The organism is Mesorhizobium sp. WSM4312 (assembly GCF_002294875.1).
In the GTDB taxonomy this organism is placed as follows: Bacteria; Pseudomonadota; Alphaproteobacteria; order Rhizobiales; family Rhizobiaceae; genus Mesorhizobium.
The window spans coordinates 22,364-48,451 of the sequence record NZ_NSFU01000024.1 but is presented as its reverse complement, the minus strand read 5'-3'; the positions used below and the strand labels follow the sequence as shown (position 1 = coordinate 48,451).

General features: G+C 64.2%; 21 protein-coding genes. 9 read left to right on the top strand and 12 right to left on the bottom strand.

Going from position 1 to position 26,088, the window contains the following annotated elements; all coding sequences use genetic code 11:
- Positions 1 to 34: 34 nt before the first annotated feature.
- Positions 35 to 1,360 (bottom strand): O-antigen ligase, encoded by a 1,326-nt coding sequence (locus tag CK228_RS30155; protein WP_095790179.1) that lies wholly within the window; start codon positions 1,358 to 1,360, stop codon positions 35 to 37.
- A complete protein-coding gene (locus CK228_RS30150; RefSeq protein WP_095790178.1) occupies positions 1,329 to 2,327 on the bottom strand; it encodes a glycosyltransferase in 999 nt (332 codons plus the stop codon). The genes CK228_RS30155 and CK228_RS30150 overlap by 32 nt, the downstream gene beginning before the upstream one ends.
- Positions 2,328 to 2,498: 171 nt before the next feature.
- Between CK228_RS30150 and CK228_RS30145 the strand changes: the two genes are divergently transcribed.
- From CK228_RS30145 to CK228_RS30135, 3 genes are read left to right on the top strand one after another with little or no spacing between them, the layout of a single operon-like run.
- Positions 2,499 to 3,671 carry a glycosyltransferase family 4 protein gene (locus CK228_RS30145; RefSeq protein ID WP_095790177.1) on the top strand — a complete coding sequence of 391 codons (1,173 nt, stop codon included), beginning with the start codon at positions 2,499 to 2,501 and terminating at the stop codon, positions 3,669 to 3,671.
- A complete protein-coding gene (locus CK228_RS30140) occupies positions 3,668 to 4,462 on the top strand; it encodes a WecB/TagA/CpsF family glycosyltransferase (protein WP_095775477.1) in 795 nt (264 codons plus the stop codon). The genes CK228_RS30145 and CK228_RS30140 overlap by 4 nt, the downstream gene beginning before the upstream one ends.
- Positions 4,459 to 5,382: a DUF6492 family protein gene (locus CK228_RS30135; RefSeq protein ID WP_095790176.1), complete on the top strand. Its 924-nt coding sequence runs from the start codon at positions 4,459 to 4,461 to the stop codon at positions 5,380 to 5,382. Before CK228_RS30140 ends, CK228_RS30135 begins: the two co-directional genes overlap by 4 nt.
- 128 nt (positions 5,383 to 5,510) lie before the next feature.
- On the opposite strand, the gene CK228_RS30130 is transcribed toward CK228_RS30135, so the two are convergent.
- Entirely contained in the window at positions 5,511 to 6,806 is a 1,296-nt protein-coding gene (locus tag CK228_RS30130) for a lipopolysaccharide biosynthesis protein (protein WP_095775479.1), read from the bottom strand.
- Between the two features lie 200 nt (positions 6,807 to 7,006).
- On the opposite strand from CK228_RS30130, the gene CK228_RS30125 reads away from it, so the two are divergent.
- The 4 genes from CK228_RS30125 to CK228_RS30110 all read left to right on the top strand — a co-directional run bounded on the left by CK228_RS30125 (position 7,007) and on the right by CK228_RS30110 (position 13,455).
- On the top strand, positions 7,007 to 9,511 hold the full coding sequence (locus tag CK228_RS30125) for a GumC family protein (RefSeq protein ID WP_095790175.1): 2,505 nt from the start codon (positions 7,007 to 7,009) through the stop codon (positions 9,509 to 9,511).
- A gap of 182 nt (positions 9,512 to 9,693) precedes the next feature.
- Positions 9,694 to 10,593 (top strand): bifunctional methylenetetrahydrofolate dehydrogenase/methenyltetrahydrofolate cyclohydrolase FolD, encoded by a 900-nt coding sequence (folD, locus tag CK228_RS30120; RefSeq protein WP_095790174.1) that lies wholly within the window; start codon positions 9,694 to 9,696, stop codon positions 10,591 to 10,593.
- Between the two features lie 64 nt (positions 10,594 to 10,657).
- Positions 10,658 to 11,620, top strand: coding sequence for a GlxA family transcriptional regulator (locus tag CK228_RS30115; protein ID WP_095775481.1), 963 nt, complete (start codon positions 10,658 to 10,660; stop codon positions 11,618 to 11,620).
- Between the two features lie 170 nt (positions 11,621 to 11,790).
- On the top strand, positions 11,791 to 13,455 hold the full coding sequence (locus CK228_RS30110) for a VWA domain-containing protein (RefSeq protein WP_095790173.1): 1,665 nt from the start codon (positions 11,791 to 11,793) through the stop codon (positions 13,453 to 13,455).
- 66 nt (positions 13,456 to 13,521) lie between these two features.
- Here CK228_RS30110 and edd read toward each other — a convergent pair whose 3' ends face one another.
- From edd to zwf, 3 genes are all read right to left on the bottom strand, one after another.
- Positions 13,522 to 15,345 carry a phosphogluconate dehydratase gene (edd, locus tag CK228_RS30105; protein ID WP_095790208.1) on the bottom strand — a complete coding sequence of 608 codons (1,824 nt, stop codon included), beginning with the start codon at positions 15,343 to 15,345 and terminating at the stop codon, positions 13,522 to 13,524.
- A gap of 70 nt (positions 15,346 to 15,415) precedes the next feature.
- A complete protein-coding gene (gene pgl, locus CK228_RS30100) occupies positions 15,416 to 16,132 on the bottom strand; it encodes a 6-phosphogluconolactonase (protein ID WP_095790172.1) in 717 nt (238 codons plus the stop codon).
- Positions 16,114 to 17,586, bottom strand: coding sequence for a glucose-6-phosphate dehydrogenase (zwf, locus tag CK228_RS30095; protein WP_095790171.1), 1,473 nt, complete (start codon positions 17,584 to 17,586; stop codon positions 16,114 to 16,116). The genes pgl and zwf overlap by 19 nt, the downstream gene beginning before the upstream one ends.
- A 308-nt stretch (positions 17,587 to 17,894) precedes the next feature.
- On the opposite strand from zwf, the gene CK228_RS30090 reads away from it, so the two are divergent.
- Entirely contained in the window at positions 17,895 to 18,641 is a 747-nt protein-coding gene (locus CK228_RS30090; RefSeq protein ID WP_095775486.1) for an SDR family oxidoreductase, read from the top strand.
- A gap of 102 nt (positions 18,642 to 18,743) precedes the next feature.
- On the opposite strand, the gene CK228_RS30085 is transcribed toward CK228_RS30090, so the two are convergent.
- The 3 genes from CK228_RS30085 to CK228_RS30075 form a co-directional block, all read right to left on the bottom strand.
- The gene (locus tag CK228_RS30085; RefSeq protein ID WP_179296087.1) at positions 18,744 to 19,619 is read right to left on the bottom strand and encodes an SH3 domain-containing protein; all 876 of its coding nucleotides are present in this window, start codon (positions 19,617 to 19,619) and stop codon (positions 18,744 to 18,746) included.
- A gap of 358 nt (positions 19,620 to 19,977) precedes the next feature.
- Positions 19,978 to 21,264, bottom strand: a complete 1,287-nt coding sequence (locus CK228_RS30080; protein ID WP_095790169.1) for an FAD-binding oxidoreductase — start codon at positions 21,262 to 21,264, stop codon at positions 19,978 to 19,980.
- A gap of 116 nt (positions 21,265 to 21,380) precedes the next feature.
- Positions 21,381 to 22,817 (bottom strand): glutamine synthetase family protein, encoded by a 1,437-nt coding sequence (locus CK228_RS30075; RefSeq protein ID WP_179296086.1) that lies wholly within the window; start codon positions 22,815 to 22,817, stop codon positions 21,381 to 21,383.
- A gap of 143 nt (positions 22,818 to 22,960) precedes the next feature.
- Here CK228_RS30075 and CK228_RS30070 point away from each other — a divergent pair, with 143 nt between their 5' ends.
- Entirely contained in the window at positions 22,961 to 23,677 is a 717-nt protein-coding gene (locus CK228_RS30070) for an HAD family hydrolase (RefSeq protein WP_095790168.1), read from the top strand.
- A gap of 89 nt (positions 23,678 to 23,766) precedes the next feature.
- On the opposite strand, the gene CK228_RS30065 is transcribed toward CK228_RS30070, so the two are convergent.
- The 3 genes from CK228_RS30065 to aceA form a co-directional block, all read right to left on the bottom strand.
- Positions 23,767 to 24,210, bottom strand: a complete 444-nt coding sequence (locus CK228_RS30065; RefSeq protein ID WP_095790167.1) for a response regulator — start codon at positions 24,208 to 24,210, stop codon at positions 23,767 to 23,769.
- Between the two features lie 241 nt (positions 24,211 to 24,451).
- Positions 24,452 to 24,694 (bottom strand): hypothetical protein, encoded by a 243-nt coding sequence (locus CK228_RS30055; protein WP_006202762.1) that lies wholly within the window; start codon positions 24,692 to 24,694, stop codon positions 24,452 to 24,454.
- Between the two features lie 56 nt (positions 24,695 to 24,750).
- Entirely contained in the window at positions 24,751 to 26,040 is a 1,290-nt protein-coding gene (aceA, locus tag CK228_RS30050) for an isocitrate lyase (protein ID WP_095775492.1), read from the bottom strand.
- Between the last annotated feature and the right edge of the window lie 48 nt (positions 26,041 to 26,088).

Below are 26,088 nucleotides of genomic sequence, written 5' to 3'. Positions count from 1 at the left end.
CATAGACGCTCACGGTTCCCTGGGGAAGCCCCTGTCAGGCCGGGCGGCAGCCACGCACCGGGATCGGCCGCAGCGACACTTGCCTCAGGCCAAGCACGCCGAGCACGAAGAACAGCCAGACCGGGTCGCCGCGATGGAAGAAGAAGCTTTCGAGGAAAGCGTTAAGCGCGGTGAACAGCACCACCATCATGAAGAAGTCGCCGAGATAGATATTTTCCTTGCGCAGCGGAATGCGCATGTAGTCGCGCAGTGGCGCGATGAGGAAGGTGTAGGCCGCCACGCAAAGGGCGGGGATGCCCATCAACACGGCGATGTCGAGATAGCCGTCATGGCCGTGCACGATGGTCCGGATGTCCCACGGCCGGTCGAAGGGTTGGTCCTGGTTGAGCAGCAGGGGCGTGCCCCAGAAACTCTCATAGCCGTAGCCGGTCCAGGGTTTCTTCGCCAGCATCGAGCCGGCGAACTCCCACAGCGTCGTGCGGCCGGTATAGGTCATGTCGGGAAAATAGATCGCCGCCAGATGCTTCACCGGCGGCAGGAAGACGATGCCCAGCGTGCCGACCGCGGTGGCGATGATCGCCAGTGTAAACAGGATCGGCGTGCCGAGCCGCATGCCAATCAGGCTCGGCAGAACGACGATCAGGATCGAGAACGGCACCAGGCCGGCGGTGGTCTTGGAGCCTGTGTGCAGCATGAAGATCATCGCCGCGCAGAAGATTCCCGCGCCCCACCAGCGTTGCCCGCGCCGATAGAGGTAGAGGCCCGCGAAACTGAAGCAGGCCATGATCGGGCCGGCGATGTTCTTGTGGGTGAACACGCCGCGCCACAGGCCCGCATGTTCGGGCTCCTGGGAATCGGCCGTGTGCAGCGCTTCGAGCGGAAAGACGATCAGGCCGACATAGGAAAGGCCCATCACCACCACGGCGGTGAAGATGATGACTTTCGAGAAGGACTTGGCGTCACGCGGCAGGGCCAGGATCGTTGCCATGGTCAAGATGCCGATCATGGTGAAGGACGCGGCGCGCATCGCCGAGGGCGGGTCGGTCGCCAGCACCACCGACAGGAAGAAGAAACCCAGCATCAGCACCCAGGACAGGCTGAACAGCGAGCGCACGATGCGCGGATCGGCAAAGGCCATCAGCGAGAAGATCGAAACGGCGCCGAGCGAACCGAAGCCGAGCTGGTTGACGATGTCGCCGCCGTCGCCGGTGAGTTCGGCGCCTGCGGGCTGGAACGGGCGGAAGGACACCATGATGACGGTGAACAGAAGTGCGGCGATGGCCGTCGCCACGCCGTCGCGCGTGAACGCGTCGCTGAGCGGCGCGCGCTCAGTTTTTCTCGGGCTGGCGATACTGCTCATTGGCATATCCGAATTCGGCCAGCACGCGGCCGAGCGCCACATGGACGGGGTAGATGGCGATCGCCGGCGATCCTGTGCGCGCCAGCCGGATCAGGCCGCGAAACGGCGAAGCGGCCAGCAGCGCCAGGCTTTTCGCCAACACCTTGGCGCCGGCCAGCGGCGTGCCGGCGCGCTTCTTCTTCTCGACCAGCGTCGAGATCACGCCGTTGCGCAGGCTGCGGGCCCGGACCCAGTTGGCCTCGACGCGCCGCGCCGGGACGGTCTCGCGAACCTTGGCCTCGGCACACCAGCCGAGCACAAAGCCCTTCTGCGCCGCCCGGCTGAGAAAGTCGGAGTCGCCGCCGCCCATGAAGTTGAATCTGAGATCGAGGAAGGGCGGCCCCATGGCGATCAGCACGTTACGGCCGACCAGAAGATTGCCGGACGAATAGAGCGCCGGCACGCGTCCCGTCTCGCGGTAGGGCGGCGCGAACACCGGATGGTCGGCCCATCTCGCATGGGCAGCGTCTGCGAAGACAGGCACTTGCGGGCCGCCGACAATATCGGCGCCGAGCGTCTCGGCAGCCGTGCACATGCGTTCCAGCCAGTGCGGATCGGCGATCTCGTCATCGTCGATGACCAGCAGATGCCTGAAGTTCGGAAAGTGCAGGATCGCCGTCTGCCAGCCGGCATTGTAGGCGCTGCAATTGCCGCGCTCATGCGCGATGATGACCATGCCCGGCATCTCGCCGCGCTCGAACAGCGGCAGCACCGCCTTGGCGCCTTCCCGCGCCTCGGCTTCGTTCTCCATGACGATGACGGCAAAGCGCCTGCCGGTCCGCTGTGCGCGCAGCGAAGCCAGCGTTTCCAGCACCTGTTCGGGCCGCTTGAAGGTCGGCAAGGTGACGACCGCTTCGACAGCCTCCACGTTAAGCCGGGGAGACCGTCCAGCGATCGATACCGAACCATCCGATGGCAAAGGGATCATCCGTGTCCAACCACATGGTGAGTCGCGTTCTGGTAGCACCACGGTGATAAGGTTTCGTTAATCACCTTGCACGGAGAGGCCCGTCGGGCAGGGGCGTTTGGCCGTTGATTGTGCTCGCTTAATCAAGGGTTCACCGCGCTTTGCTACCGGCTACACCACAGGATAGGTGAGATGCATCTGCTGTTCGTTACATCGATCGTGCCCGACGGCGCTCTCGCCTCGGGCTACGAGATCGCCAATGCTGCGATCATCGCTGCGTTGCGGCGCGCCGGCGCGCGCGTCACGGTCATCGGTTTCACCTGGCCCGGGAAGGCCGCGGCCGATCCGGAAAACACCGTGGTGCTGGGTGCGATCGACGTGCGCACGGAAAGCGCCTCAGCGCTGCAAAAGCTCGCCTGGGTCGGCAAGGCCATGCTGTCGGGCCTCACCTTCGCCTCGGTCAAGCTGCGTGCGGTGTCCGAGCGCGAAGTGCAGGCCGCTCTCGAGCGGGCCGGGCCGTTCGATGGCTATGTGCTGAATTCCGTCCAGTTCGCCGGCGCCTTCGAAAAGCTCTTCGAAGACAAGCCTTCTGTCTTCGTCGCCCACAATGTCGAGCATCTCTCGGCGCGGGAGAACGCGGCTGCTGCCGGCGGCCCCTTCCAGCGCCTGCTGTTCCGCCGCGAGGCAAGGCTGCTCAAGGTCGTGGAAGAGCGTCTCTGCCGCCGCGCGCGCTTTGTCTTCACGCTGGCCGAGGAAGACCGGGCGGCACTCGGCGTCGCTGCCGCTGACCGATCGGCGGTGCTGCCGCTGGTGACCGGCGCCAAGGCGCCAACCCGCAACGGCCCGCGCCGGATCGACTGCGACGCTGCGTTGATCGGCACCTGGACCTGGCAGCCGAACCGCATCGGCCTGGACTGGTTCCTGGGCAAGGTGGTGCCGCATCTGCGGCCCGGTTTTCGCATCCGCATCGCCGGCCACATGCCCTCAGGCGTCACCTCGACGCATCCGGGCGTCGAGTTTGTCGGCCGTGTCCCGGATGCCAGGGCGTTCGTGTGCGGCGCGGCTGTCATCCCGCTGATCAGCACCGCGGGCAGCGGCGTGCAGCTGAAGACCATCGAGACCTTCGAACTCGGCCTGCCCTCGGTCGCCACCAGCCGCTCATTGCGCGGCATCGACCATCGCCCCGACAATTGCATCGTCACCGACGATCCGGCCGGCTTCGCCAGGGCCCTGGAGGCTGCGGCCGCCGGCGTCCGGGACGTCGATGGCGGCGCGTTCCATCACCAGCAGGTCAAGGCGCTGGACGTCGCCATCCGGCTCGGCTTGGAAAAACTCGGGGCCGTCAGGCAGGAGGTGTTCGCATGAATATGCACACCGCCCGCGCCGCATTCGGGCTCGACAGCTTGAAGACGATCCTTGGCATCTCCGTGCTCGCCATCCGTTGGGACGATGCCATCGCCCTGCTCACCCGCCTGATCGCCGAGCGGCGCTTCACCAAGGTCAGTTTCCTCAACGCCCACAATGCCAACATCGCCCATTCAGACCCGGCCTTCGCCGAGGCGCTCGACGATTTCCTCATCCTGCCGGACGGCATCGGCGTCGATCTCGCCGCACGGCTCCTCTATGGCGCGCCCTTTCCGGACAATCTCAACGGCACCGACTTCGTGCCGGCCTTCTTGCAGGCCTCGACGCGGCCGCTGACCGTCGGGCTGCTCGGCGCGACGCGTGTCAACGCCGAGGCGGCGTCGGTCAAGCTGGCGGCCCTTGCCGTGCAGCACAATTTCGTGGTCATTCATGACGGCTATTTCTCCGCCGCGCAGGAGCCGGAGATCATCGGCCGGATCGCGACGCTGCGGCCCGATATGCTGCTGGTCGCCATGGGCGTGCCCCGCCAGGAACTGTGGATCGCCCGCCACATCGACGAACGCCACTGCACGATGCCGGTCGCGGTCGGCGCTCTGCTGGATTTCCTGAGTGGCTCGGTGCCGCGCGCGCCGCTCTGGATGCGCCGCCTGCGCCTGGAATGGCTGTTCCGGCTGGCGGTCGAGCCGGGCCGGCTCTGGCGCCGCTACGTCGTCGGCAATCCGGTGTTCCTGTGGCGGGTCGTCAAGCAGAGATGGTCGCATGGCGCCGAAACGGCCGGAGAGCTCCGTTGAACAAAAGGTTCGTTCCAGACGCTCTCGTCGACCCTGGCCTGTTGCCGAAGACGCCGACGGCGGCGGTGGTGACGGCAAGCTACGCGCCGGATTTCGAGCGCTGCCGCCTGTTGTGCGAGACACTTGACCGGCATGTCTCCGGCGCCGCGCACCATTACATCCTGGTCGAACACCGCGACGTCGCGCTTTTCCGGCAGTTGGAGACTGGCCGGCGTACTGTTGTCGACGAGCGCGACGTGCTGCCGCGCTGGCTGCGCGCCTTCGACGATCCGCTCAGCCTGTTCCGCCGACGTGTCTGGTTCAGCCTGAAAACGCAACCGCTGCGCGGCTGGCACGTGCAGCAGCTGCGCCGCATCGCCATTGCGGCGCATGCCAGGGAGGACGTTCTGGTCTTCTGCGATTCCGACGTCGCCTTCCTGAACGCCTTCGACTGCACCGCCTTCTGGCGCGACGGCAAGGCGCGGCTGTTCCGCCGCGACGGCGTGCTTGCCGATGACGGTCACGACGAGCATCGCGTCTGGTCGCGCAATGCGGGTTCCGCGCTCGGCATCGACCCGTCGCGGACGTCGACCCACGATTATATCTCGACGCTGATCGCCTGGCGCCGCGACACCGTGCTTGCCATGTGCGGCCAGATCGAGAAGGTCCATGGTCGCGCCTGGGTCGAGGTGGTCGGCTCGGCGCGCAGATTCTCCGAATGCATGATCTATGGCCGCTATGTCGACGATCTGCTGGACGGCGCCGGCCACTTCCACGGTTCGGAGGAATTCTGCCGCGTCCACTGGACGGGAGAGGCGTTATCGGACGACGAGTTTCGCCGCTTCGTTGCCGGCATGGCGCCGGAGCAGGTGGCGATCGGCATGCAATCCTTCATCGGCACCGATATCGGCCGCATCCGCCGCTTGATCGGATTGGGTTAGCCTGAGCAGGAATTCAGGTTAGGACGAGCCGAAAACAGTGGCTTCCGAGAACCGGAGCGGAGCGTACTACAGTACGTAAGCACCGGAAGCGCAGGGAGCCGCTGTTTGCAGGCCGGCCTCACCTGAATTCAGATCGCCTTCGCCGGCCTGCGCAGCGCCGAATAAGTCAGCAGCATCGAAGCGAGATAGAGCATCAGGAAGACCATGTTGAGCGACAGTACCAGCTTCGACGTGTCGGCGATGGTGGTCAGCACATAGGTCAAAAGCAGTGCCTTCAGAGCGGCGAGCAAACCGAGATTGAGCGCCCGCACCGCCGTCTGGCCGCGCGCGAACAACAGCTCCGCCTGGTATTCGACCAGATTGCGCAATCCCGGAACGCAGATTGCCAGCGCCACCAGCGGCGCGGCCTCGGAGACGTTCCTGCCGAGGGCGTTGGGGAAGAAGTGCAGCACGATGCCGAGCGCCAGCAGCGCCAGCGTCGAAACGACGAACACGCCGCCCTCGATGCCGCTCTTGACCGCCAGCCGCGACAACAGGTCCGGCGCGCGCATCATGCGTTGCACCAGCATCATCGAGAAGGTGCGGATCGGGATCGCGGTCAGGTCGACCAGCCGCATGATGATGGCATAGATGCCGGCCAGATGCGGGCCGCCGATCGCCAGCACCAGCAGCTTGTCGAATTCCGACTGCAGGTAGAACAGCACTTCCGCGCCGGCGACGTAAATGGAATCGGCAAGCCGCCTGAGATAAAGCTCGATGCGCAGCCGCAGTCTTTGGCGTGGATAGAACCAGCCGAAAGCCAGAAGCAGCGAGGCGGCGTTGGCGCCGATATAGAACCACGACCACGCCCAGATGCTGTGCTGCGCCGAGACCATGAACAGCACCGCGCCAAGCGCCCGCAGTGCCGTTGCCAGGATCGCCAGGATCGCGGCGCGCCCGAATTTGCCCAGCCCGTTGTTGACGATCAGCGCCACCTCGACCGGCCGCCACAACAGCGCTTCGGCAAACACGATCGCCGAAAACACCGACAGCGGCACGGTGCCGGCAAAGAACATCAGGTAGACCCCGAACGAGGCCAACGCCAGGAACGGCAGCGAAACGACGCCGAGCAGCAGGAAGCCGGCTGTGAAGGTGCCGATCAGATTGGGGCGGATGGTGGCGGTGCGGTAGAGCGCCGAGATGAAACCGAAGGCCAGGATCCGCGACAGCATCACGCCGGCCGCCGAGGCGGTGGCGAACATGCCGAATTCGGAGATCGACAAAGTGTTGGCGAGGGCGATGAAATAGGCCAGCGAAAACACCAGCCGCCCGCCGGCGCCGCTGATCGCCGAAAAATAATCGCGCACCAGCCCCCGTCGCTCGGCCACGAAAGTGCCGATCCGGGTGAAACTACGCCTTTGCGGTATGCCGCGAGCTTCGGTCATGCGCCGGGAAGCCATAGGCGGGAAAGCTTAACGTGCCGTTCTGAGGCCCGAAAGCACTGAAATTCCGACACTTGAGGTTATGAAAAGCTTACATGCCGGCATGCCGAAATTAACTTTTTGTTTCCTATGCTTGTTTAGCGTGGCTTAACGAGTAGCCGACCGCCGCTGCCCCAGCGGCCAAAGAGTGAAGCTCCAAGATAATGGTCGACAGGGAAAACCGTGAAGACTGGAGGCGCGAGCGTTCATTGCTGGCGCTCGGCCAGGCCATGCGCGGTGAGGATGACGCATCCCTGGTCTCGATAGGCGATCGCGCACATTCTGCTTGGCGCGAGGATGCCGCCACGCGCCATCGCCTTGCCCGTTCACGGCGTGAGGTGCGGGCGAACCCAGCGCCGTCTGCCGCCGCCGGAACAGAGCGCTTCCGGCCGGAGCCGGAAGCGGCTGCAGGGGACGACGTCTGGCGCGCACAAGAGGACGCCGGCGATCTTCCGCCGGCCATGCCGTATTCAAGGCAATCCGCTGAAGAACCTTCCGGCAGCACTCGCTCGCATGACACGTCCGGATCCCGCCAGGACGATCAACAGTGGAAGCCGCTGATCGATCCGATGCAGGTCGTGCGTGGCATTGCCAGGTCGAAACTGCTGATCATCACCACCACCCTGATCGGTGCCGGGCTCGGCATCGCGATCGCGCTGTCGACACCGAAGAAATATGAAGCCACCGCTGAACTGATCGTTGACCCGCGCGACCTCAAGCTCACCGACCGGGACCTTACCCAGAATGTGATCGCTTCCGACGCCACGCTCGCCATCGTTGAAAACCAGGTCCGGGTGCTGACCTCGGGCACGGTCTTGAACAAGGTCGTCGACAAGCTCAACCTGGCCAACGATCCGGAGTTCAACGGCCAGGGTGCCGGCGGCCTCGGCATCAGGTCTCTCATTCGCTCGATTCTCCCGCACCAGGACGGCCCGAGCGGCGCCGACGAGGTCCGCCGGCGTGCGCTCGCCGTTGGCAATCTGGCCGAAAGCCTGTCTGTCGAGCGTGGCGGCAAGACTTTCGTCATCACCGTCAGCGCGATCACGCAGAACGGCGAGAAGTCGGCGCTCATCGCCAACACGATGACGGATGTGTTCCTGCAGACCTTCGGTCAGATCCAGTCTGCTACGGCCGGCCGTGCGACCGACGAACTGACGGCAAGGCTCGATGAACTGCGCAAGGGCGTCGAGGCAGCCGAACGCAAGGTCGAGGAGTTCAGAGCGTCGCATGACCTCGTCGACGCACAGGGTCATCTGATCAGCGACGATGAGATGCTGAAGCTCAACGAGCAGCTCTCCGTCGCCCGCGCCCGCACGCTGGAGCTCAATGCAAGGGCGGCTTCGGCGCGCTCGATCGACGTGAATTCGGTTCTCGCCGGCACCTTACCGGAAGAGATCAATTCCAACACGATGAGCGATCTGCGTTCGCAATATGCAACGCTCAAGCAGGAGGCGGACCGTGCCGCCATCCGGCTGGGCCCGCGTCATCCTGAACTCCAGGCGCTGAACGCACAGATTGCCGGGGCGCGCGACCGCATCGCCGGCGAGTTGCGCCGCATCGCTTCCTCGCTGCAGGTCGATCTGAAACGCGCCGTCCAGTTGGAACAGGATCTCTCCTCCCGCCTTGCCCAGCTCAAGGTGCGCAGCGGCGACGTCAACAGCGATTTGGTGTCGATGCGCGAACTGGAGCGCGAGGCCGCCGCCAAGCGCTCCGTCTACGAACAATATCTGCTGCGCGCCAAGGAGACCGGCGAGCAGAAGGACATCAACACCGCCAACATGAATGTGATCTCCAAGGCCTTCGCACCGCTCGAGGCCAAAGGTCCGTCGCGGGCCGTGATGGCCCTTGCCGGCCTGCTCCTGGGGTTTGCCTCTGGAATTGGCCTCGGTGCCATGCGCGGCGCCTATGAAAGCCTGCGCGAGACCGCCACATCGCGCTCGCGCCGCGACCGCAAGGCGCCTGTCGAAGACCAGGCATTCCGGGCACCGCCACCGCCCGCGCCGCCAATGCCGGCAGCGCCCGTGCCGCCGGTGCCACCCCCGCCGCCTGCACCGCCACCGCCCTTGGCACAGGCCGAAGCCGCTCCCGCCGAACAGCCCGGGCGTGTCGCCGCGCTCATGGCGAAATTGCGCAATATTCTCTCCCGCAAGCCATCCGCCGAAGTGGACGATGACAGCGAATTCGCCGCCTTTGGCGACAATGCGCGGCCGGCGGATGCTGCCATGCGCTCCGGCTTCCCGAACCCGGATTCCGCCTTCATACCGCGGTCGTCGGACTATTCGCGGCCGCCTTTTCCGTCGGGCTTCGATGCCACCTATTCCCAGCCGATGGGGCCGCCGTCGCGGTCGCCCCTGATGCCGTCACTGCCGATCTATCCGGCTCCGCCGCCCTATCCCCCTGCATCACAGGCCGGCTCGATGCAGTCCTGGCCGGCGCCGTCGCCTGCAGGTCACCCCTATACCCAGGCCATGGCGCCCAATGCCGGGCACATGCCGTACCCGCCGCAGCCCGCGCCGCCGGCGTATCAACCCCAGCCATCGGTGGAGCCTTCGCCGGTTGAGGAAGGCGCCGAACAGGCGCCGATCGAGGAAATTCGTGCCAGCCTGCGCGAATTCCGCGAGGCGGTCCGCGAACTCACCGAGAGCCGCGCCCGCCGCCGCTACTTCTGAGCCACTAGATACGTTGCCGAGGCCGAACAAAACCATCCCGGTTTTCGCGTAAACGGCATGGGACGGCGCTTTGACGGGATTGCGTGCAGGAATTTTCGTGACAATGCCGCGCTGCATGTTGCCGTCGCCGGGACATTGCGTGTCGAAAGCGGCGTTGCGCGAAACAGGGTTGAGGATGGTTCATGGCCGAAGTGATTGACGGAAAGAGCGTTGCCGAGGATGTGGTGCGGACGGTCAAGGCGTTGACCGCCGAGCTGGTCGCCAAGGGCAACGCCAAGCCTGGTCTGGCCGTGGTCATCGTCGGCGAGGATCCGGCGAGCCAGGTCTATGTCGCTTCCAAATCGCGCACCGCCAAGGAATGCGGCTTTCATTCGCTCCAGCACACGCTGCCGGCCGAGACCTCCCAAGAGGCGCTGCTCAAGGTCATCACCGACCTCAACGCCGATCCGGCCATCAACGGCATCCTGGTGCAGCTGCCGCTGCCCACCCACATCGACGCCGGCAAGATCATCCAGGCGATTGCGCCTCAGAAGGATGTCGACGGCTTCCATTTCATCAATGTCGGCAAGCTCGGCACGGGCGAACTCGACACGGCCTTCGTTCCCTGCACGCCGGCCGGCTCCATGCTTCTGATCGAGCGCGTGCGCGGCAAGGACCTGTCCGGCCTCAACGCCGTCGTTGTCGGCCGCTCCAACATCGTCGGCAAGCCGATGGCCAATCTGCTGCTTGCCGCCAACTGCACCGTCACCATCGCCCACAGCCGCACCAAAGATCTGCCGGCGCTTGCCCGTACCGCGGACATCCTGGTCGCCGCCGTCGGCCGGCCGGAAATGATCAAGGGGGATTGGGTGAAGCCGGGCGCCACCGTCATCGATGTCGGCATCAACCGCATTCCCGCGCCCGAGAAGGGCGAGGGCAAGTCGCGCCTCGTCGGCGATGTCGCCTATGCCGAGGCGGCCGGGCAAGCCGGCGCCATCACGCCGGTGCCCGGCGGTGTCGGGCCGATGACCATTGCCATGCTGATGGCCAATACGTTAGCTTCTGCCTACCTTGCGGCCGGATTGAAGCGGCCCTCCTTCTGAGCCCGGGTTGACCCTGAAAGCGCCAGTTTTGCCGAACCCCACCATTTCCCCGGAACGGCCGGTCATGACTGATCCCGTTCAAGGTGGCCGGCAGTTCGCCTTCCTGCTGGTCGACAAGTTTTCCATGTTCTCGCTGGCCGCGGCGATCGACACCTTCCGGTCGGCGAACCGTCTGCTCGGCCGCGATTTCTATGGCTGGACCACGGTGTCCGCCGATGGCGATCCGGTGATGGCGTCCAACGGCCTGCCGCTCAAGATCGACTATGCCGTCGCCGACCTGCCGCCGGTCGACATCCTTTTCGTTTCGGTCGGCCTGACGACGGAATTTCCCGGCAAGAGCAAGGTTCTGGCGGCGTTGCGCAGCTGGGGCCGGCGCGGCAACGCGCTCGGCGCGCTGTCGGTCGGGTCCTACCTGCTGGCCGAGGCCGGCCAGCTCGACGGTTACCGCTGCACCATCCATTGGGAAAACCGCGCCGGCTTCATGGAGCGCTTCCCCGACATCAACTGCACCGGCAATGTCTTCGAGATCGATCGCAAGCGCTACACCTGCGCGGGCGGCACCACCTCGATCGACCTGATGCTGGAGATCGTGCGCGGCGATTTCGGCTCGAACCTCGCCAATGGCGTCGCCAACCAGTTCCAGCACGAGCGCATCCGCTCGGCTGGCGACCGCCAGCGTGTCGGGCCGGAGCGCGATCTGACCGGCAAGTCGGAGAAGCTGAGGCGCATCGTCGAGCTGATGGCCGACCACCTCGATGAGCCGCTGTCGGCGGTGCAACTCGCCAAATCGGCTGGCCTTTCGGTGCGCCAGGTCGAGCGTCTGTTCCTGCGCCACCTCAACGTGACGCCCGGCCGCTACTACATGCGGCTGCGGCTGGAGCGGGCGCGCGAATTGCTGCGCCAGACCAACATGCCGATCCTCGACGTGGCGATCGCAACCGGCTTCACCTCGCATTCCTATTTCGCCCAGAGCTACCGGCTGCAGTTCGGCCGGCCGCCCTCCGAAGAGCGCCGCACCACCTACTGAGCCGGGCTTCGATCTGGCTCCAGGACGCCTGCTGCCGGGGCGATCCCGCCGCACGAACGCTTTGTCCCCGCTCCGGGGGCCTGAGCGAGACGGCCGCGCCGGGCTTGTGTCCTGAAGCCGCCTCAAATAGCTTCCCTGTGCGGATTAGGGGGCTAACTCAGGAGATTTCGATGGCGGTATTTGCGCGGAGCATCGCTGTGGCGATCCTCCTGTTTTTCATGACGACGGTCGGCTTCGCCGCCAACAAGGTCATCATCATTCTCGACGCTTCCGGCTCGATGTGGGCACAGATCGACGGCAAGCCCAAGCTCGAAATCGCCAGGGAATCGCTGAGGACCGTGCTTCAATCGGTTCCCGCCGACGACGAGATCGGCTTCATGGCCTATGGCCATCGCGAAAAAGGCAGCTGCGACGACATCCAGCTGATCGTGCCGCCTCAGGCAGGCTCGGCAAGCGCCATCACGGATGCCGCGGACAGTTTGAAATTCCTTGGCAAGACGCCGTTGACGGCGGCCGTCAAGCAGGCGGCGGAAGCGCTGAAATACACCGAGGACAAGGCAACCGTCGTCCTGATCACCGATGGGTTGGAAACCTGCGGCGGTGACCCCTGTGCACTGGGCAAGGAACTCAAGGCATCCGGCGTCGATTTCACCGCCGATGTCGTCGGCTTCGGATTGACAGCCGACGAGGGCAAGCAGATCGCTTGCCTGGCCGAAAACACCGGCGGCAAGTACATCCAGGCCTCCGATGAGAAGGCGCTGCAGGAAGCCCTGGTCGAAACCGTCGCTGCCCCGGCGCCGGCACCCGCGCCTGAACCGGCTCCCGCACCGGCGCCTGCCCCCGAGCCTGCCAAGCCGGAATTCAATTTCATGCCGACGGCGGTGCTTGCCGAGGGCGGTGATCCGGTCACCGACGGTAATGCCTGGGAAGTCTACAAGGCAAAGTCCGACGGCACGCGTGGCGACAACGTCACCACCGAATATGGCGCCTACAAAGCCAATCTGGAACCGGGCGATTACGTCATCGTCGCGCGCGACGGCGAGGCCAAGGTGGAGCAGAAGGTCAAGATCGAGGCAGGCCAGGTCGCCAAGCCGCTCTTCACCTTGAATGCCGGCACGCTCATCATTCATCCGCGACCAAGCGCGGGGGCGGATGTTGTCGATGGCGCGGTCGTCGTGATCGACTACCCAGGTGCCGATAATCCCGCGACCTACTATGGGACCACCAAGACCGTGTTGCCGGCCGGCGAGGAGAAAGTGACGGTCACGATCGGCCAGGGCGTGGCTTCCGAGACGATACCGCTCGCTGCCGGCAAGACAGTCGAAAAGGACATCATCGCCGGCGTCGGACATGTCGTTGCCAACGCCTATTATACAGCCGGCGGCGACAAGGCCGACGGTTCGGGCATCGGCTTCAAGGTCGTGAAGGCGAAAAAGAAGATCGACGGAACCCGGGACGAGGTGACCTATGCCTATGGTCCCGACAGCAAGTTCGATCTGCCGCCTGATGACTATGTGTTGATTGCGACGGTCGATCTTGCCGTCGTCGAGCAGCCGTTCAACGTCAAGGTCGGCGAATTTCAGGATGTGAAGGTCGCCATGAATGCCGGCGTGCTGGCGATCACCGCGCCCGGAGCCTCGAAGATTGAGATTTTCGAAACCAAGAAGGACATCAACGGCAACCGCAAGTCGCTTGGCTACGCATACGACCAGAAGTATCAGGCGGCGATACCGGTGGGTGACTACGCCGTCGTCTCGGAGAAATCGGACAACAGCTCGAAGGAAGGCACTGTGACGGTCAAGGCCGGCGAGCGGGCTGAGTTGACGGTGCAATAGGATCGCATGGATAATGTAAAAAGGGCGGCCACGAGCCGCCCTTTTTCATGGATGAGACGGATCACGTCACGCCGTTCCGAAAGCGCTGGCGCCATGGTCGGCGCGGCCCACCAGCTGCCGGAAGCCGGCGAACAGCTCGCGGCCGAAGCCGAACTCGTTGCCGATGAGATCGGCTTCAGCGGTGCGGCGCAACGCGAACTCGGTCCCCGGCACCAGCACTTCCAGCGTGCCGGCATCGGCGTCGAGACGGATGATGTCGCCTTCATGGATCCGGGCGATCGGCCCGTCCTCGACGGCTTCCGGCGTCACATGGATCGCCGCCGGCACCTTGCCGGAAGCGCCCGACATGCGCCCGTCGGTGACCAGCGCCACGCGCTGGCCGCGATCCTGCAGGATGCCGAGCACTGTGGTCAGTTTGTGCAGTTCCGGCATGCCGTTGGCCTTCGGGCCCTGGAAGCGGATGACGGCGATGAAATCGCCGGTGAGCGTGCCGGCCTTGAACGCGTCGTTCAGGCCCTGTTGGCTGTCGAACACCTTGGCTGGCGCCTCGATGATGCGCCGTTCCGGCTTTACGGCGGAGGTCTTGATGACGGCGTGGCCGAGATTGCCCGCCAGCACCTTCAGGCCGCCGGTCGGCTGGAACGCCTTGTGGAACGGCGCCAGCACCTTTTCGTCACCGCTGGCACGCGGCGAGGCCTCGCGCACCACCGAGCCATCGGCGCCGAGCTTGGCCTCGACCGCGTAGGGTCGCAGGCCTTCGCCCCACACCGTCTGCACATCCTCGTGCAGCACGCCCTCGTCGAGCAGTTCGCGGATCAGGAAGCCGAGCCCGCCGGCGGCATGGAAATGGTTCACGTCGGCAAGCCCGTTCGGATAGACGCGGGCCAGAAGCGGCACGGCTTCCGACAGGTCGGAAATATCCTGCCAGGTCAGCGCGATGCCGGCCGCTGCGGCCATGGCGATCAGATGGATGGTATGATTGGTCGAGCCGCCGGTGGCATGCAGGCCGACGACGCCGTTGACGATCGACCGCTCGTCGATCATCCGCCCGACCGGCGTATAGGCGTTGCCGAGCGCGGTGATGGCCAGCGCCCGCTTCGTCGCCTCGCGGGTCAGCGCATCACGCAACGGCGTGCCGGGATTGACGAAGGAGGCGCCGGGCGTGTGCAGGCCCATGATCTCCATCAGCATCTGGTTGGAATTCGCCGTGCCGTAGAAAGTGCAGGTGCCCGGCCCATGGTAGGACTTGGACTCGGCTTCCAGCAGTTCGGCGCGTCCTGCCTTGCCCTCGGCATAGAGCTGGCGGACCTTGGCCTTCTCGTCATTGGGCAGCCCGGTCGTCATCGGTCCGGCCGGGATGAACACCGCCGGCAGATGGCCGAAGGTCAGCGCCGCGATCACCAGTCCCGGTACGATCTTGTCACAGACGCCGAGAAAGACAGCGGCGTCGAACATGTTGTGCGACAGGCCGACCGCCGCCGACATGGCGATCACGTCGCGCGAAAACAGCGACAATTCCATGCCGGGCTGGCCCTGCGTGACGCCATCGCACATCGCCGGCACGCCGCCGGCCACCTGGGCGATGCCGCCGGCCTCGCGCGCGGCCTCCTTGATCAGGGCAGGGAAGGTCTCGAAGGGCTGATGCGCCGACAGCATGTCGTTGTAGGAGGTGATGATGCCGAGATTGGGCACCTTGTCGGCGCCGAGCGCCAGCTTTTCCGAGGGGCTGCACACCGCAAAGCCGTGGGCGAGGTTGCCGCAGGACAGCACCGACCGGTTGGCGGTCTGGTTCGACGCTTCGGCGATACGGCCGAGATAACGTTCGCGGCCCGCCTTCGAACGTTGGCGGATGCGCTCCGTGATGGCTTCGATGTCGCTTCTTGCGGTCATGACGGTCGGTCCTTTCAGGCGAGGTCCCGGAAACATCCTCCCGCCGTTGCCGGGACCACTAAATCTAAATTCAGGGCGCCCAGAAAACCTCTACGGGTCTGGGTGCGGCGTCGAGCACCGCGCGGATCGGCTTTCGCGACCCGGGCGCGACCGCGCAGTCGAAGGCGGTGCGCTTGTCCTCGCCCTCTATGTGCAGCGCGATGAAGCCGGCATCGATGATGCGCGCCAGCGTCAGGGTCAGCCGCGGCTCGCCCGCACTGGCCGCGTGGACCGGCAGGATGATCCTGTCCGAGGCTGGGTCGAGCAGCTTGGCCAGATCGTCGGCATCGGGAAAGAACGAGGCGGTGTGGCCGTCCGGCCCCATGCCGAGCACCACGACATCGAGCGGCCAGGGCAGGGAGCGCAGTGCGGCATCGTCGGATGCCGCTGCATCCTCGATGCCCGATGCCTCATGGTAGAGCGGCACGAAGCGCGCCGCCTTGGCAGCGTTCTGCAAGAGATTGGCGGCCACCAGCCCGGCATTGGAGCGCGGCGAGGAGGCCGGCACGAAACGCTCGTCGACCAGCGTCACGATCACCTTGTCCCAGGCGATCGGCATCGCCGAAAGGGCGGCAAAGAATTTTGCCGGCGTCGTGCCGCCGGAGACGGCCAGCACTGCGGTGCCGCGCTCGCCGATCGCCCTGGTCAGCCGATCGGCGACGCGGCCGGCCAGCGCCGCGGCCAGGTGCGGCCGGTCGGGGAAAGGGTTCCAGTTGTAGCTGGCGCCGTTCAATTGCTCTCGTGCCATGTCCGCCCGTCACGTTCGATCAGCGCTATCGAGGCCGACGGCCCCCATGTGCCTGCCGTATAGCCCTGTGCTTCCTGCTTGGCGCCTTCCCAGGCATTCTGGATCGGGTCGATCCATTTCCACGCCGCCTCGACCTCGTCGCGGCGCATGAACAGCGTCTGGTTGCCGCGGATGACGTCCATGATCAGCCTTTCATAGGCATCGGGCGCGCGGCCGTCGAAGGACTGCGCGAAGCTCATGTCGAGCGAGATTTGGCGCAGCCGCATGCCGCCCGGGCCTGGATCCTTGATCATGATGAACTGCTTGACGCCTTCGTCCGGCTGCAGGCGGATGACCAGCTGGTTGGCGAAGATCGGTCCGGCACCGCTGTCACCGAAGATCGAATGCGGGATCGGTTTGAATTCGATGACGATTTCCGAAACCCGGGTCGCCAGCCGCTTGCCGGTCCTGAGGTAGAACGGAACGCCAGCCCAGCGCCATGTGCCGATCTCGGCCTTGATGGCGACGAAGGTTTCGGTGTTGCTGTCCTTGCCGAGCTCCTCGACATAGCCCTTCACCGGTCCGCCGGCCGATGCACCGGCGCGATACTGGCCGCGCACCGTGTGCTTCGGCGCCTCGTTGCCGTTGATGCGCTTCAGCGCCCGCAGCACCTTGAGCTTCTCGTCGCGCACGGCGTCGGCGTCCATCGACGACGGCGCCTCCATGGCGACGAGGCAGAGCAGCTGCAGCATGTGGTTCTGCACCATGTCGCGCAGCGCGCCGGCCTTGTCGTAATAGGTGACGCGGTCTTCCAGGCCGACGGTCTCGGCCACGGTGATCTGCACGTGGTCGATATGGGCGGAGTTCCACAGCGGCTCGTAGAGCGCGTTGGCAAAGCGCAGCGCCATCAGGTTCTGCACCGTCTCCTTGCCGAGGTAATGGTCGATGCGGAAGATCTGGCTTTCGTGGAAGTCGTCGCCGACCAGATCGTTGAGCGCCTGCGCCGAGGCAAGGTCGCGGCCGATCGGCTTCTCCAGCACGATGCGCGAATTCGGCGTGATCAGTTTGTGCTCTTTGAGCTTGTGCGAGATATCGCCGAACAGCGCCGGTGCGACGGCCAGATAGAAGGCGCGGATGCTCTCGCTCTCGCCGATCGCCTTCTTGAGCTTGTCAAAGCCGGCGCCATTTGTGGCATCGGCGGAGACATAGGAAAGCCGCGCCAGGAAGGTCTTCAGCTCCTTGGCGTCGATATCGGCCGGCTTGACGTGGTCGGAGATCGCCTGGCTGGCGAAGGCGCGGAATTCATCGTCGCTCATTTTCGAGCGCGATGTGCCGATGATGCGTGTCGGCTCGGAGAATTGATGGTCGCGCTGGCGATAATAGAGCGACGGCAGAAGCTTGCGTTCCGACAGGTCGCCGGTGCCGCCGAAAATGATGAAGTCGAAAGGGTCGACGGGAATGATCTGGCTGGTCATGGTCTGTCCGCTTTGACGCCGGTCGCGAGTACGCGGCTGATATATTCTAATCGATTTAAATTTTCCAGTGCCATGGTGTCACATCGAGGACCAATCGCTGGATATTGATTGGGTCCACATGTGCGCTTGACACTGGCGCTTGCCGGAGGCTTGTCGGTGAACGAAGACTCCGGAAGCTTTCGCAGTTGCAGCATAGAACGTGAATGTGACGAAAGCTAAGGGAGAAATGGCGCCTTGTCTGTCGCGGCATGGGCCGCGCCGGTCAGCCGCCCTATGGTTCCAGGAAGACATCGATGAGCGGGAAAAGCATGCGTCTGGAAAACAAGGTCGCCATCATTACCGGCGCGGCATCCGGCTTCGGCGAAGGCATGGCCAAGCGCTTCGCGCAGGAAGGCGCCAGGGTCGTTGTCGCCGACCTCAACGCCAAGGGGGCGGAGCGCGTCGCCGGCGAGATAGGCGAGGCGGCGATCTGGACGCAGACCGATGTCTCGCTGCGCTCCGAATTCGACGAGATGGTCTATGCCGCCAAGAGCGCCTTCGGCCGCATCGACATCATGGTCAACAATGCCGGTTACACCCACCGCAACGGCGACATGCTGAAGATCGACGAGGAAACCTTCGACCTGATCACCGCTGTCAACATGAAGGCGATCTATCACGCGGCTCTTGCCGTGGTGCCGATCATGGAGCGGCAAGGTGGCGGCGTCATCCTGACCACGGCCTCCACCGCTGGCCTCAGGCCACGGCCCGGCCTCACCTGGTACAATGCCTCGAAAGGTTGGGCGATCACCGCCACCAAATCGATGGCGGTGGAACTCGCGCCGAAGAACATTCGCGTCAATTGCCTCTGCCCGGTCGCCGGCGAAACCGGCATGCTGGAGAAGTTCATGGGCGCCGACACGCCCGAGATTCGCCAGACTTTCCGCGCCTCGATCCCGCTCGGCCGGCTTTCGACCCCACTCGATATCGCCAATGCCGCACTCTGGCTGGCATCGGACGAAGCCGCCTTCATCACCGGCGTGGCGCTGGAGGTCGATGGCGGCCGTTGCATCTGAAGCGCATCGTCATCGTGGCGCCGGTCGGTTCGACAGTGCCCGCGACTTCGAGTTTGACTTGTACCGGCAACGTACGGCCTCAGCCGCAAATGCGCCGGTACATCAGCCGCCGGTCTTGATGTAGCTCTTGTAGACCCAGCCTGTCTTGCCGTTGTAGACGATCTGACACCATTGCTTGCAGTTCATCACCTGCACCGAGGTTCTTGCCGGCACGGTGACGATGGCGGCTGCGTTCTTCTTCGGGCCGCTGCGCATGGTCACCGGTCTCAGGATTCGCCCGTTGCCGGCCGCCGCCACCTTTTGTGGCTTGGCCTTGGCCTTGCTGCCATCATCACTCGCCGTCGGCTGCTGTTCGGGCGCCTGTGGCTGCACTTCAGGGATCGCGGCGGTCTTGGCTCCATCCGGATTGCTGCTTGCCGCTGGTGCGGGCGCGGCAACCTTGGCAAGTTCGCTGGCGGCATCGGTATCGGTCGCCGGTGGCGCGAATGCCGCCGCGACAGCCGGCTTGACCGGCGTCGGCTTAGCCTGATTGGCCGCCTGGCTGGGGGCAGCCGCCTGATCGGGTGCCGTCGAAGCGGCCTTCGGCTGCGCCCCCGTCCAGCGGGGATCATTGGCCGCCAGCGCTTGTATGTTTGCTTTCGCCGCCGCCATCGTCGGCGAGACCTGGTCGGACTTGCGGGCGGGCCGCGGCACGGTCGCCGCGGCCACCGTGGTTCCGGCCGGGACGATCTTCGTCGTTTTCACCGGAATGGCCGGAATGCTCTGTTCCTGGCTGGCGGCTGCCTGCCGCTCGCTCGTCGGCAATGCCAGCCACAGCGCCACCGCGGCCACGCCGAGCAGCGCGGCGGTGCCCACCGCGGCAATCACCAGATGCGAGTTCGAACGGACTCCCTGCCAGAAGGACGGCCGCATGTCGTATCCAAACTGCATGGCAAAGCGCCGACGTTCCGGAGCACCGAAACTGAAGGGCTCTCTCACTCTCGCCACCTCCAAAAGCGGGCCGACGTTCTTTCGATCATTGCCGCAAGTCCGGCGTCTGATCGGCATCGGTCCCAAAAATCAACACGGGCAAGCCCGCAGCAATCCCCGAATAGTCGCCCAGAAGCGCGAACCTTTCGCCCCCGATTGTGGCATCAGTACGCCATTATAAAGGATTCTGCGCCTTTGCCGCCATTTCCGCAATGTGTCGCAAGGGCAATGAATATTACAATATTACATCAGATCGTGATGGCGATTGGACCGAGCACGAGGCGCGTCGCGTCGAACCGGGTCCATGCGACTCACTTCAGGCCTATATGGTTTCCCTAACCGGGGGGCGCTTTTGGCCAATATGCCCCTAGATCCGGTCGCGCAGGGCGAACCAGTTGAGCGCCAGGAAAAGCAGCGGCGTGCGGAAACGGCGGCCGCCGGGAAATGGCGGAATTTTCAGATCCTCGATCAGTTTCAGCCGGTCGCGATTGCCGGCGACGGTCTCGGCATAGAGCTTGCCGAAGAAGTTCGACAGCATGACACCGTGGCCGGAATAGCCGCCGGCCGAGATCACATTGGGCATCACTTCGCGCACGAATGGTTTCCTCGGCACGGTGATGCCGACATAGCCGCCCCAGCCATGGGTGATCTCGATATCTTTCAGCGCCGGATAGAGCTCTACGATCTGGCGGCGAATGTGGATGTGGATGTCCTTCGGGTCGTTGACGCCATAGACCTCGCGTCCGCCGAACAGCAACCGGCCGTCCCTCGATTTGCGGAAATAGCGCACCACGAAGCGCGAATCATCGACGGACTCGCCGCCGGGCAGCACTTTCGAATCCGCCCCCAAAGGGACGGTCGCACCGATGAAGGAGCCGATCGGCATGATGTGCGCGGCACTTACCGGTTCGAGCGTGCCGCCATAGGCGTTGACCGCGATCAGGCATTTCTGCGCCGTCACGGTACCTCTTGGCGTGGAAACCCTGACCTTGCCGCCAGCGGAAACGATGCCGGTCGACGGCGTCCCTTCGAACAGCCGCGCGCCGGCCTGCTCAGCCACCCGCGCCGTGCCGATCACCAGCTTCATCGGATGGATATGGCCGGTGCCGGTGTCGCGCGTGCCGCCGAAATAGGCGGTCGAGCCGAGCCGCTCCGCCGTCTCCTTCGCATCCATGAAGGAGATGTACGGATAGGAGAAACGGCCGGCCATGATCTCGGCATGCGCCTTATAGTCGTCGACATAGCGCGGCTTGTGCGCCACCGAGAGCTGGCCCGGCATGTAGTCGATATCGATCTGGTTGGCGGCGGCGAATTCGATGAGATGCGCCTTCGCCTCTTCGGCGAGATCGAACAGCGCCTTGGCGCGGGACAGGCCGTATTCGGCCTCCAGATCTTCTGCCCAGGCGCGCTGGCCGGTGCCGAGCTGGCCGCCGTTGCGGCCCGATGCGCCGTCACCGAAGCGATACGATTCGATGAGCACCACATCTGCTCCGGCCTTCGCCAAGTGAACCGCCGCTGACAGGCCTGTGAACCCGCCACCGACAACGACGACATCGCATTTTCGGTCGCCGTCGAGCGCTGGATACTCAGGCCGAGGCCCGGCCGTGTCCTCATACCAGGAGCGGCCGGGAGAAATGGGGGATTGGTAAGACATGGGAACGCCAAAGAATGGTGAATAGCGAATGGCTGTGAGAGACCGCAACCGTCTGCGCTCATCCATCCAGTATGAAGCTACTCACCATTCACTATTCACCATTCAAGCGTCGCCGCTCATACGTTGAGCAGAAGATACTCCCGCTCCCACGGGCTGATCACTTCCATAAAGGTCTCGAATTCCGCCCGCTTGATCGCCGCATAGGTGGCGGCGAAGGATTTGCCCAGCAACGCGCAGAGTTCCTCGTCGCCCTCGAACAGGTCGACGGCTTCGAGCAGGCTGCGCGGCAGGTCAATCTCGTCCGCGTTGGCGGTCGTCAGCACCGGCGGCTCGGCCTTGACCTTCCTGGTGATGCCGATCAGCCCGCAGGCAAGCGAAGCCGCCAGCGCCAGGTAGGGATTGGCATCGGAGGACGGGATGCGGTTTTCGACACGCCGCGCCGCCGGATCCGAACGCGGCACGCGGAACGCCGTGGTGCGGTTGTCATAGCCCCATTTGTTGTTGACCGGAGCCGAGGCCGCCTGCGTCAGCCGCCGGTAGGAATTGACATAGGGCGCGAACATCACCAGCGCGTTCGGCACGTGTTTCTGCATGCCGCCGATGAAATGGAAGAACGCCTCGGTCTCCGAGCCGTCCTCGGCCGAAAAAATGTTCTTGCCGGTCTTCTTGTCGATGATCGACTGGTGGATATGCATGGCCGAACCCGGCTGGCCCTGGATCGGCTTGGCCATGAAGGTGGCGTAGATCTCGTGCTTGAGCGCGGCTTCACGGATGGTGCGCTTGAACATGAACACCTGGTCGGCGAGCTCGATCGGGTCGCCGTGGCGCAGATTGATCTCGAGCTGGCCGGCGCCCTCTTCATGGATGAGCGTGTCGATTTCCAGGCCCTGGCTTTCGGAGAAGTGGTAGATGTCGTCGATCAATTCGTCGAACTCGTTGACGCCGGCGATCGAATAGCCGGCGCCGCCGCCGATCGCACGGCCCGAGCGACCGACGGGCGGGGTGAGCGGATAGTCCGGGTCCGGATTCTTGCGCACCAGGTAGAACTCGATCTCGGGCGCCACCACCGGCCTCAGCCCGAGCTTGTCATAGGCGGCAAGTACGCGCTTCAGCACATTGCGCGGCGTGAATTCGACCGAGCGGCCGTCCTGGTGGACGAGGTCGCAGATGACAGCGGCCGTCGGGTCTTCTTCCCAGGGCACCACTGTCAGCGTCGACAGGTCCGGCATCAGCTTGAGGTCGCCGTCGTCCTCAGGATAGTGGAAGCCGTTGCCGTCTTCAGGATAGCCGCCGGAAATCGTCGTCATGAAAACGGCCGAAGGCAGCGCCAGCGAGGTGTTGGAGGTGAATTTCTTCGACGGCATCATCTTGCCGCGGGCCACGCCCGCCTGATCAGGCGTGATGCATTCGATGTCCTCGATGCCGCGCCATTCCAGCCACTCGCTGACTTCCTTCCAGTTCTTCACACCACGCAGGTTTTTCACGAAGGCAGGCGTACGCGCTCGTCCTCCGCGGCTCGACGGACGGACTTCCTTTTTTGCAGCCGGCATCATTCACCAGATTGGGTTGCGGATTTCGGAGTATAGCCGTGCCCCACTGCGCAAGGGAAGGGGAGGTGCTGCCGGCATTCCTCGTTCCGGTTGAAAATCACGTCGGCCGGCCTAGGTTCGTACGGCTCGCAACCCGGAAGGCATCGATGCGAAACAACGACGAACTGACGACCATTGGCTTCGACGCAGACGACACGCTTTGGCAGAACGAACAGTTCTTCCGCATGACGGAGAAGCGTTTCGCCGCCATGCTTGCCGATCATGGCGAGGAGAAACAGATTTCGGCGCGATTGCTTGAGGCCGAGCGGCGCAACCTTGCCGTCTACGGCTTCGGCATCAAGGGGTTCACCCTGTCGATGATCGAAACGGCGATCGAGGTCACCGACGGGCGCGTACCGGCTTCGGTCATAGCGCAGATCCTCGAGGCTGGCCGCGAGATGCTGGGCCACCCGATCGAGGTCTTGCCGCATGTTCGCGAGACGGTGGAGAAACTTGCCGGCGCGTACCGCCTCGTGCTGATCACCAAGGGCGACCTCTTCGACCAGGAGCGCAAGCTGGCCGGGTCCGGCCTCGGCGACCTGTTCGACGCGGTCGAGATCGTCAGCGACAAGAATGCCGCGACCTATTCCCGCCTTTTCAGCCGCCACGGTGACGGTCCGGCAAAGAGCATGATGGTCGGCAATTCGCTGAAGTCGGACGTGGTGCCGGCCATCGAGGCAGGCGGCTGGGGTGTTCATGTGCCGCACGAACTCACCTGGGTGCTCGAGCATGTCGAGGCGCCGCTCGCCGAGCCGCGGTTTCGCCAGATATCGGACCTCGGGCAATTGCCCGAACTGGTCCAAACCATCACCGGAGGGAGTTGATCGCGCTTTGCACGTCGCCCAAAAGTGAGCTCGGTTTTGGGAGAACGACATGCATGGAACAATGACCTGAAGCGCGTCAGGCGACGCCCTTAGCGGCTTATCAGGCGATCGATCACCGGTTGCAGCCGTTCAGGCGTGATCGGCTTGGCGACCACGACGTCAATCAAATTCGACAGGCCCAGGCTCTCCGGCGTACCGGTCTTGGTTGAAAGCAGGATCACGGGAGGAAACGATTTTCCCGAAGCCCGTCGCAACGTTTCGATGCCGGACATCAGGGTGTCGCAGTCCTGGTTGTCCGCGCCGCCATCCAGAACGATCACGCCTGGCACCAGTGTTCGCAAGGTCTTCGCCGCCATGTCGGGCGATTCCGAGATTGGCTTGAGCCCGGATCGCTCGACGATCTTCGACACCACCACGCGATTGATCGGCGATTTCCCGACAACAAGCACTTGCGAGGGACCGCGGATCGTCTCGGTGCTTGAATCCTGGGTCACCAGATTCGGATGTTTTGTGGTCTCGCCCTTGTTAGTCACTGGGCACCCAGGTCGGCCAAGAAACTCGCCCCTATTTCAATGCAGAGTTGAATCTGGTCGACAATTGGCGTGAGATCGCACCCCATGTCAAGTTGAAATAAAAGGCTTCCGAAAACGCCTCCTGCGACAGTGGAGTCAAGCAACAGTACTGTACTGCCCTGTCCACGGATCGGTTGCATAAAAATATAATTCACCTGCGCATACACTGCGCAGGTGAGGGGCCGGTTGCAACGATTTCCGGTCAGCCATGGCTCTGCTGTGTGACGATCACCGGGATCAGCAGGTCGCCCCAATTGCCGTCGCCGCCATGGTGCCTCGCCGAGCGCACCAGCTCCACCGAGACGCCGGCCTCGACTGCCTTCATCACCGACTGGTTGAGCCTGTGCAGATCGTTGGCCAGCATGCGGATCGTTGCCTGCTGGTCGACGCTCATCGTGGTCGATTGTTCTTCTGCCCGTTCCTTGACGCGGCTTATCGATGCCATTGGTCTTCTCCTGTGTCTGAAGCCCTGTTGGGCGTTTCCCCGGTGTTTCTGATCCGCTATTCGGCGGCCGGCCTGAACTGTGCGTGCTCGGTCGATTCATGCATGGCGGTGGTTGACGATTTGCCGCCGGTGATTGCCATCGACACGGCGTCGAAATAGCCGGTGCCGACCTCGCGCTGATGCTTGGTCGCGGTGTAGCCATTGGCTTCCGCCGCGAATTCGGCTTCCTGCAACTCGGAATAGGCCGCCATCTGCCGTTCCTTGTAGCCACGCGCCAGTTCAAACATGCCATAGTTGAGCTGGTGGAAGCCGGCGAGCGTGATGAACTGGAACTTGTAGCCCATGGCGCCGAGTTCCCTCTGGAATTTGGCGATCGTCGCGTCGTCGAGATTCTTCCTCCAGTTGAACGAGGGCGAGCAATTGTAGGCGAGCAGCTTGCCCGGATGGTGCTTGCGCACGCCCTCGGCGAATTTTTTGGCCTGTGCGAGGTCCGGCTTCGAGGTCTCGCACCAGATCAGGTCCGCGTGAGGCGCATAGGCGACGGCCCGCGCGATGCAGGGCTCGATACCGTTCCTGACATGGTAGAAGCCTTCCACCGTGCGTCCGGCATCGTAGTCGACGAAGGGCTGGTCGCGCTCGTCGATGTCGGATGTCAGAAGCTTCGCGGCTTCGGCGTCGGTGCGTGCCACGACCAGGGTCGGCGTGCCCATCACATCCGCGGCCAGGCGCGCGGCGTTGAGGTTGCGGATATGCGCCGCAGTCGGGATCAGCACCTTGCCGCCGAGATGGCCGCACTTCTTTTCCGACGCCAGCTGGTCCTCGTAGTGGACGCCGGCGGCGCCCGCCTCGATGAACGCCTTCATGATCTCGAAGGCGTTGAGCGGCCCGCCGAAGCCGGCTTCGGCGTCGGCGACAATGGGCGCGAACCAGGTCTCGACCGAAAGCCCGTTGCCCTCCGAGGTCTCGATCTGGTCGGCACGCTGCAGCGTGCGGTTGATGCGCTTGACCAGCTCCGGCGCGGCATTGGCCGGATAGAGCGACTGGTCGGGATACATCGCCGAGGCGGTGTTGGCGTCGGCGGCGACCTGCCAGCCCGACAAATAGATCGCCTTCAGTCCGGCGCGGACCTGCTGCATCCCCTGGTTGCCGGACATGGCGCCGAGCGCGTTGACGAAATCCTCCTCGTGGATGAGCTTCCACAGCCGGTTGGCACCCATTTCGGCGAGACTCTGGCGGATCTGCACCGAGCCGCGCAGCCGCTTCACGTCCTCCGGCGAATAGGGACGTTCGATACCGTCGAAGCGACCTTCCGGCGCCGAGGGAACGAGATTGTAAAAATCGGTCATGAGTCACTCCGAAGGATTGCTGGACTTTGTTTACGCGCCGATCTTCTG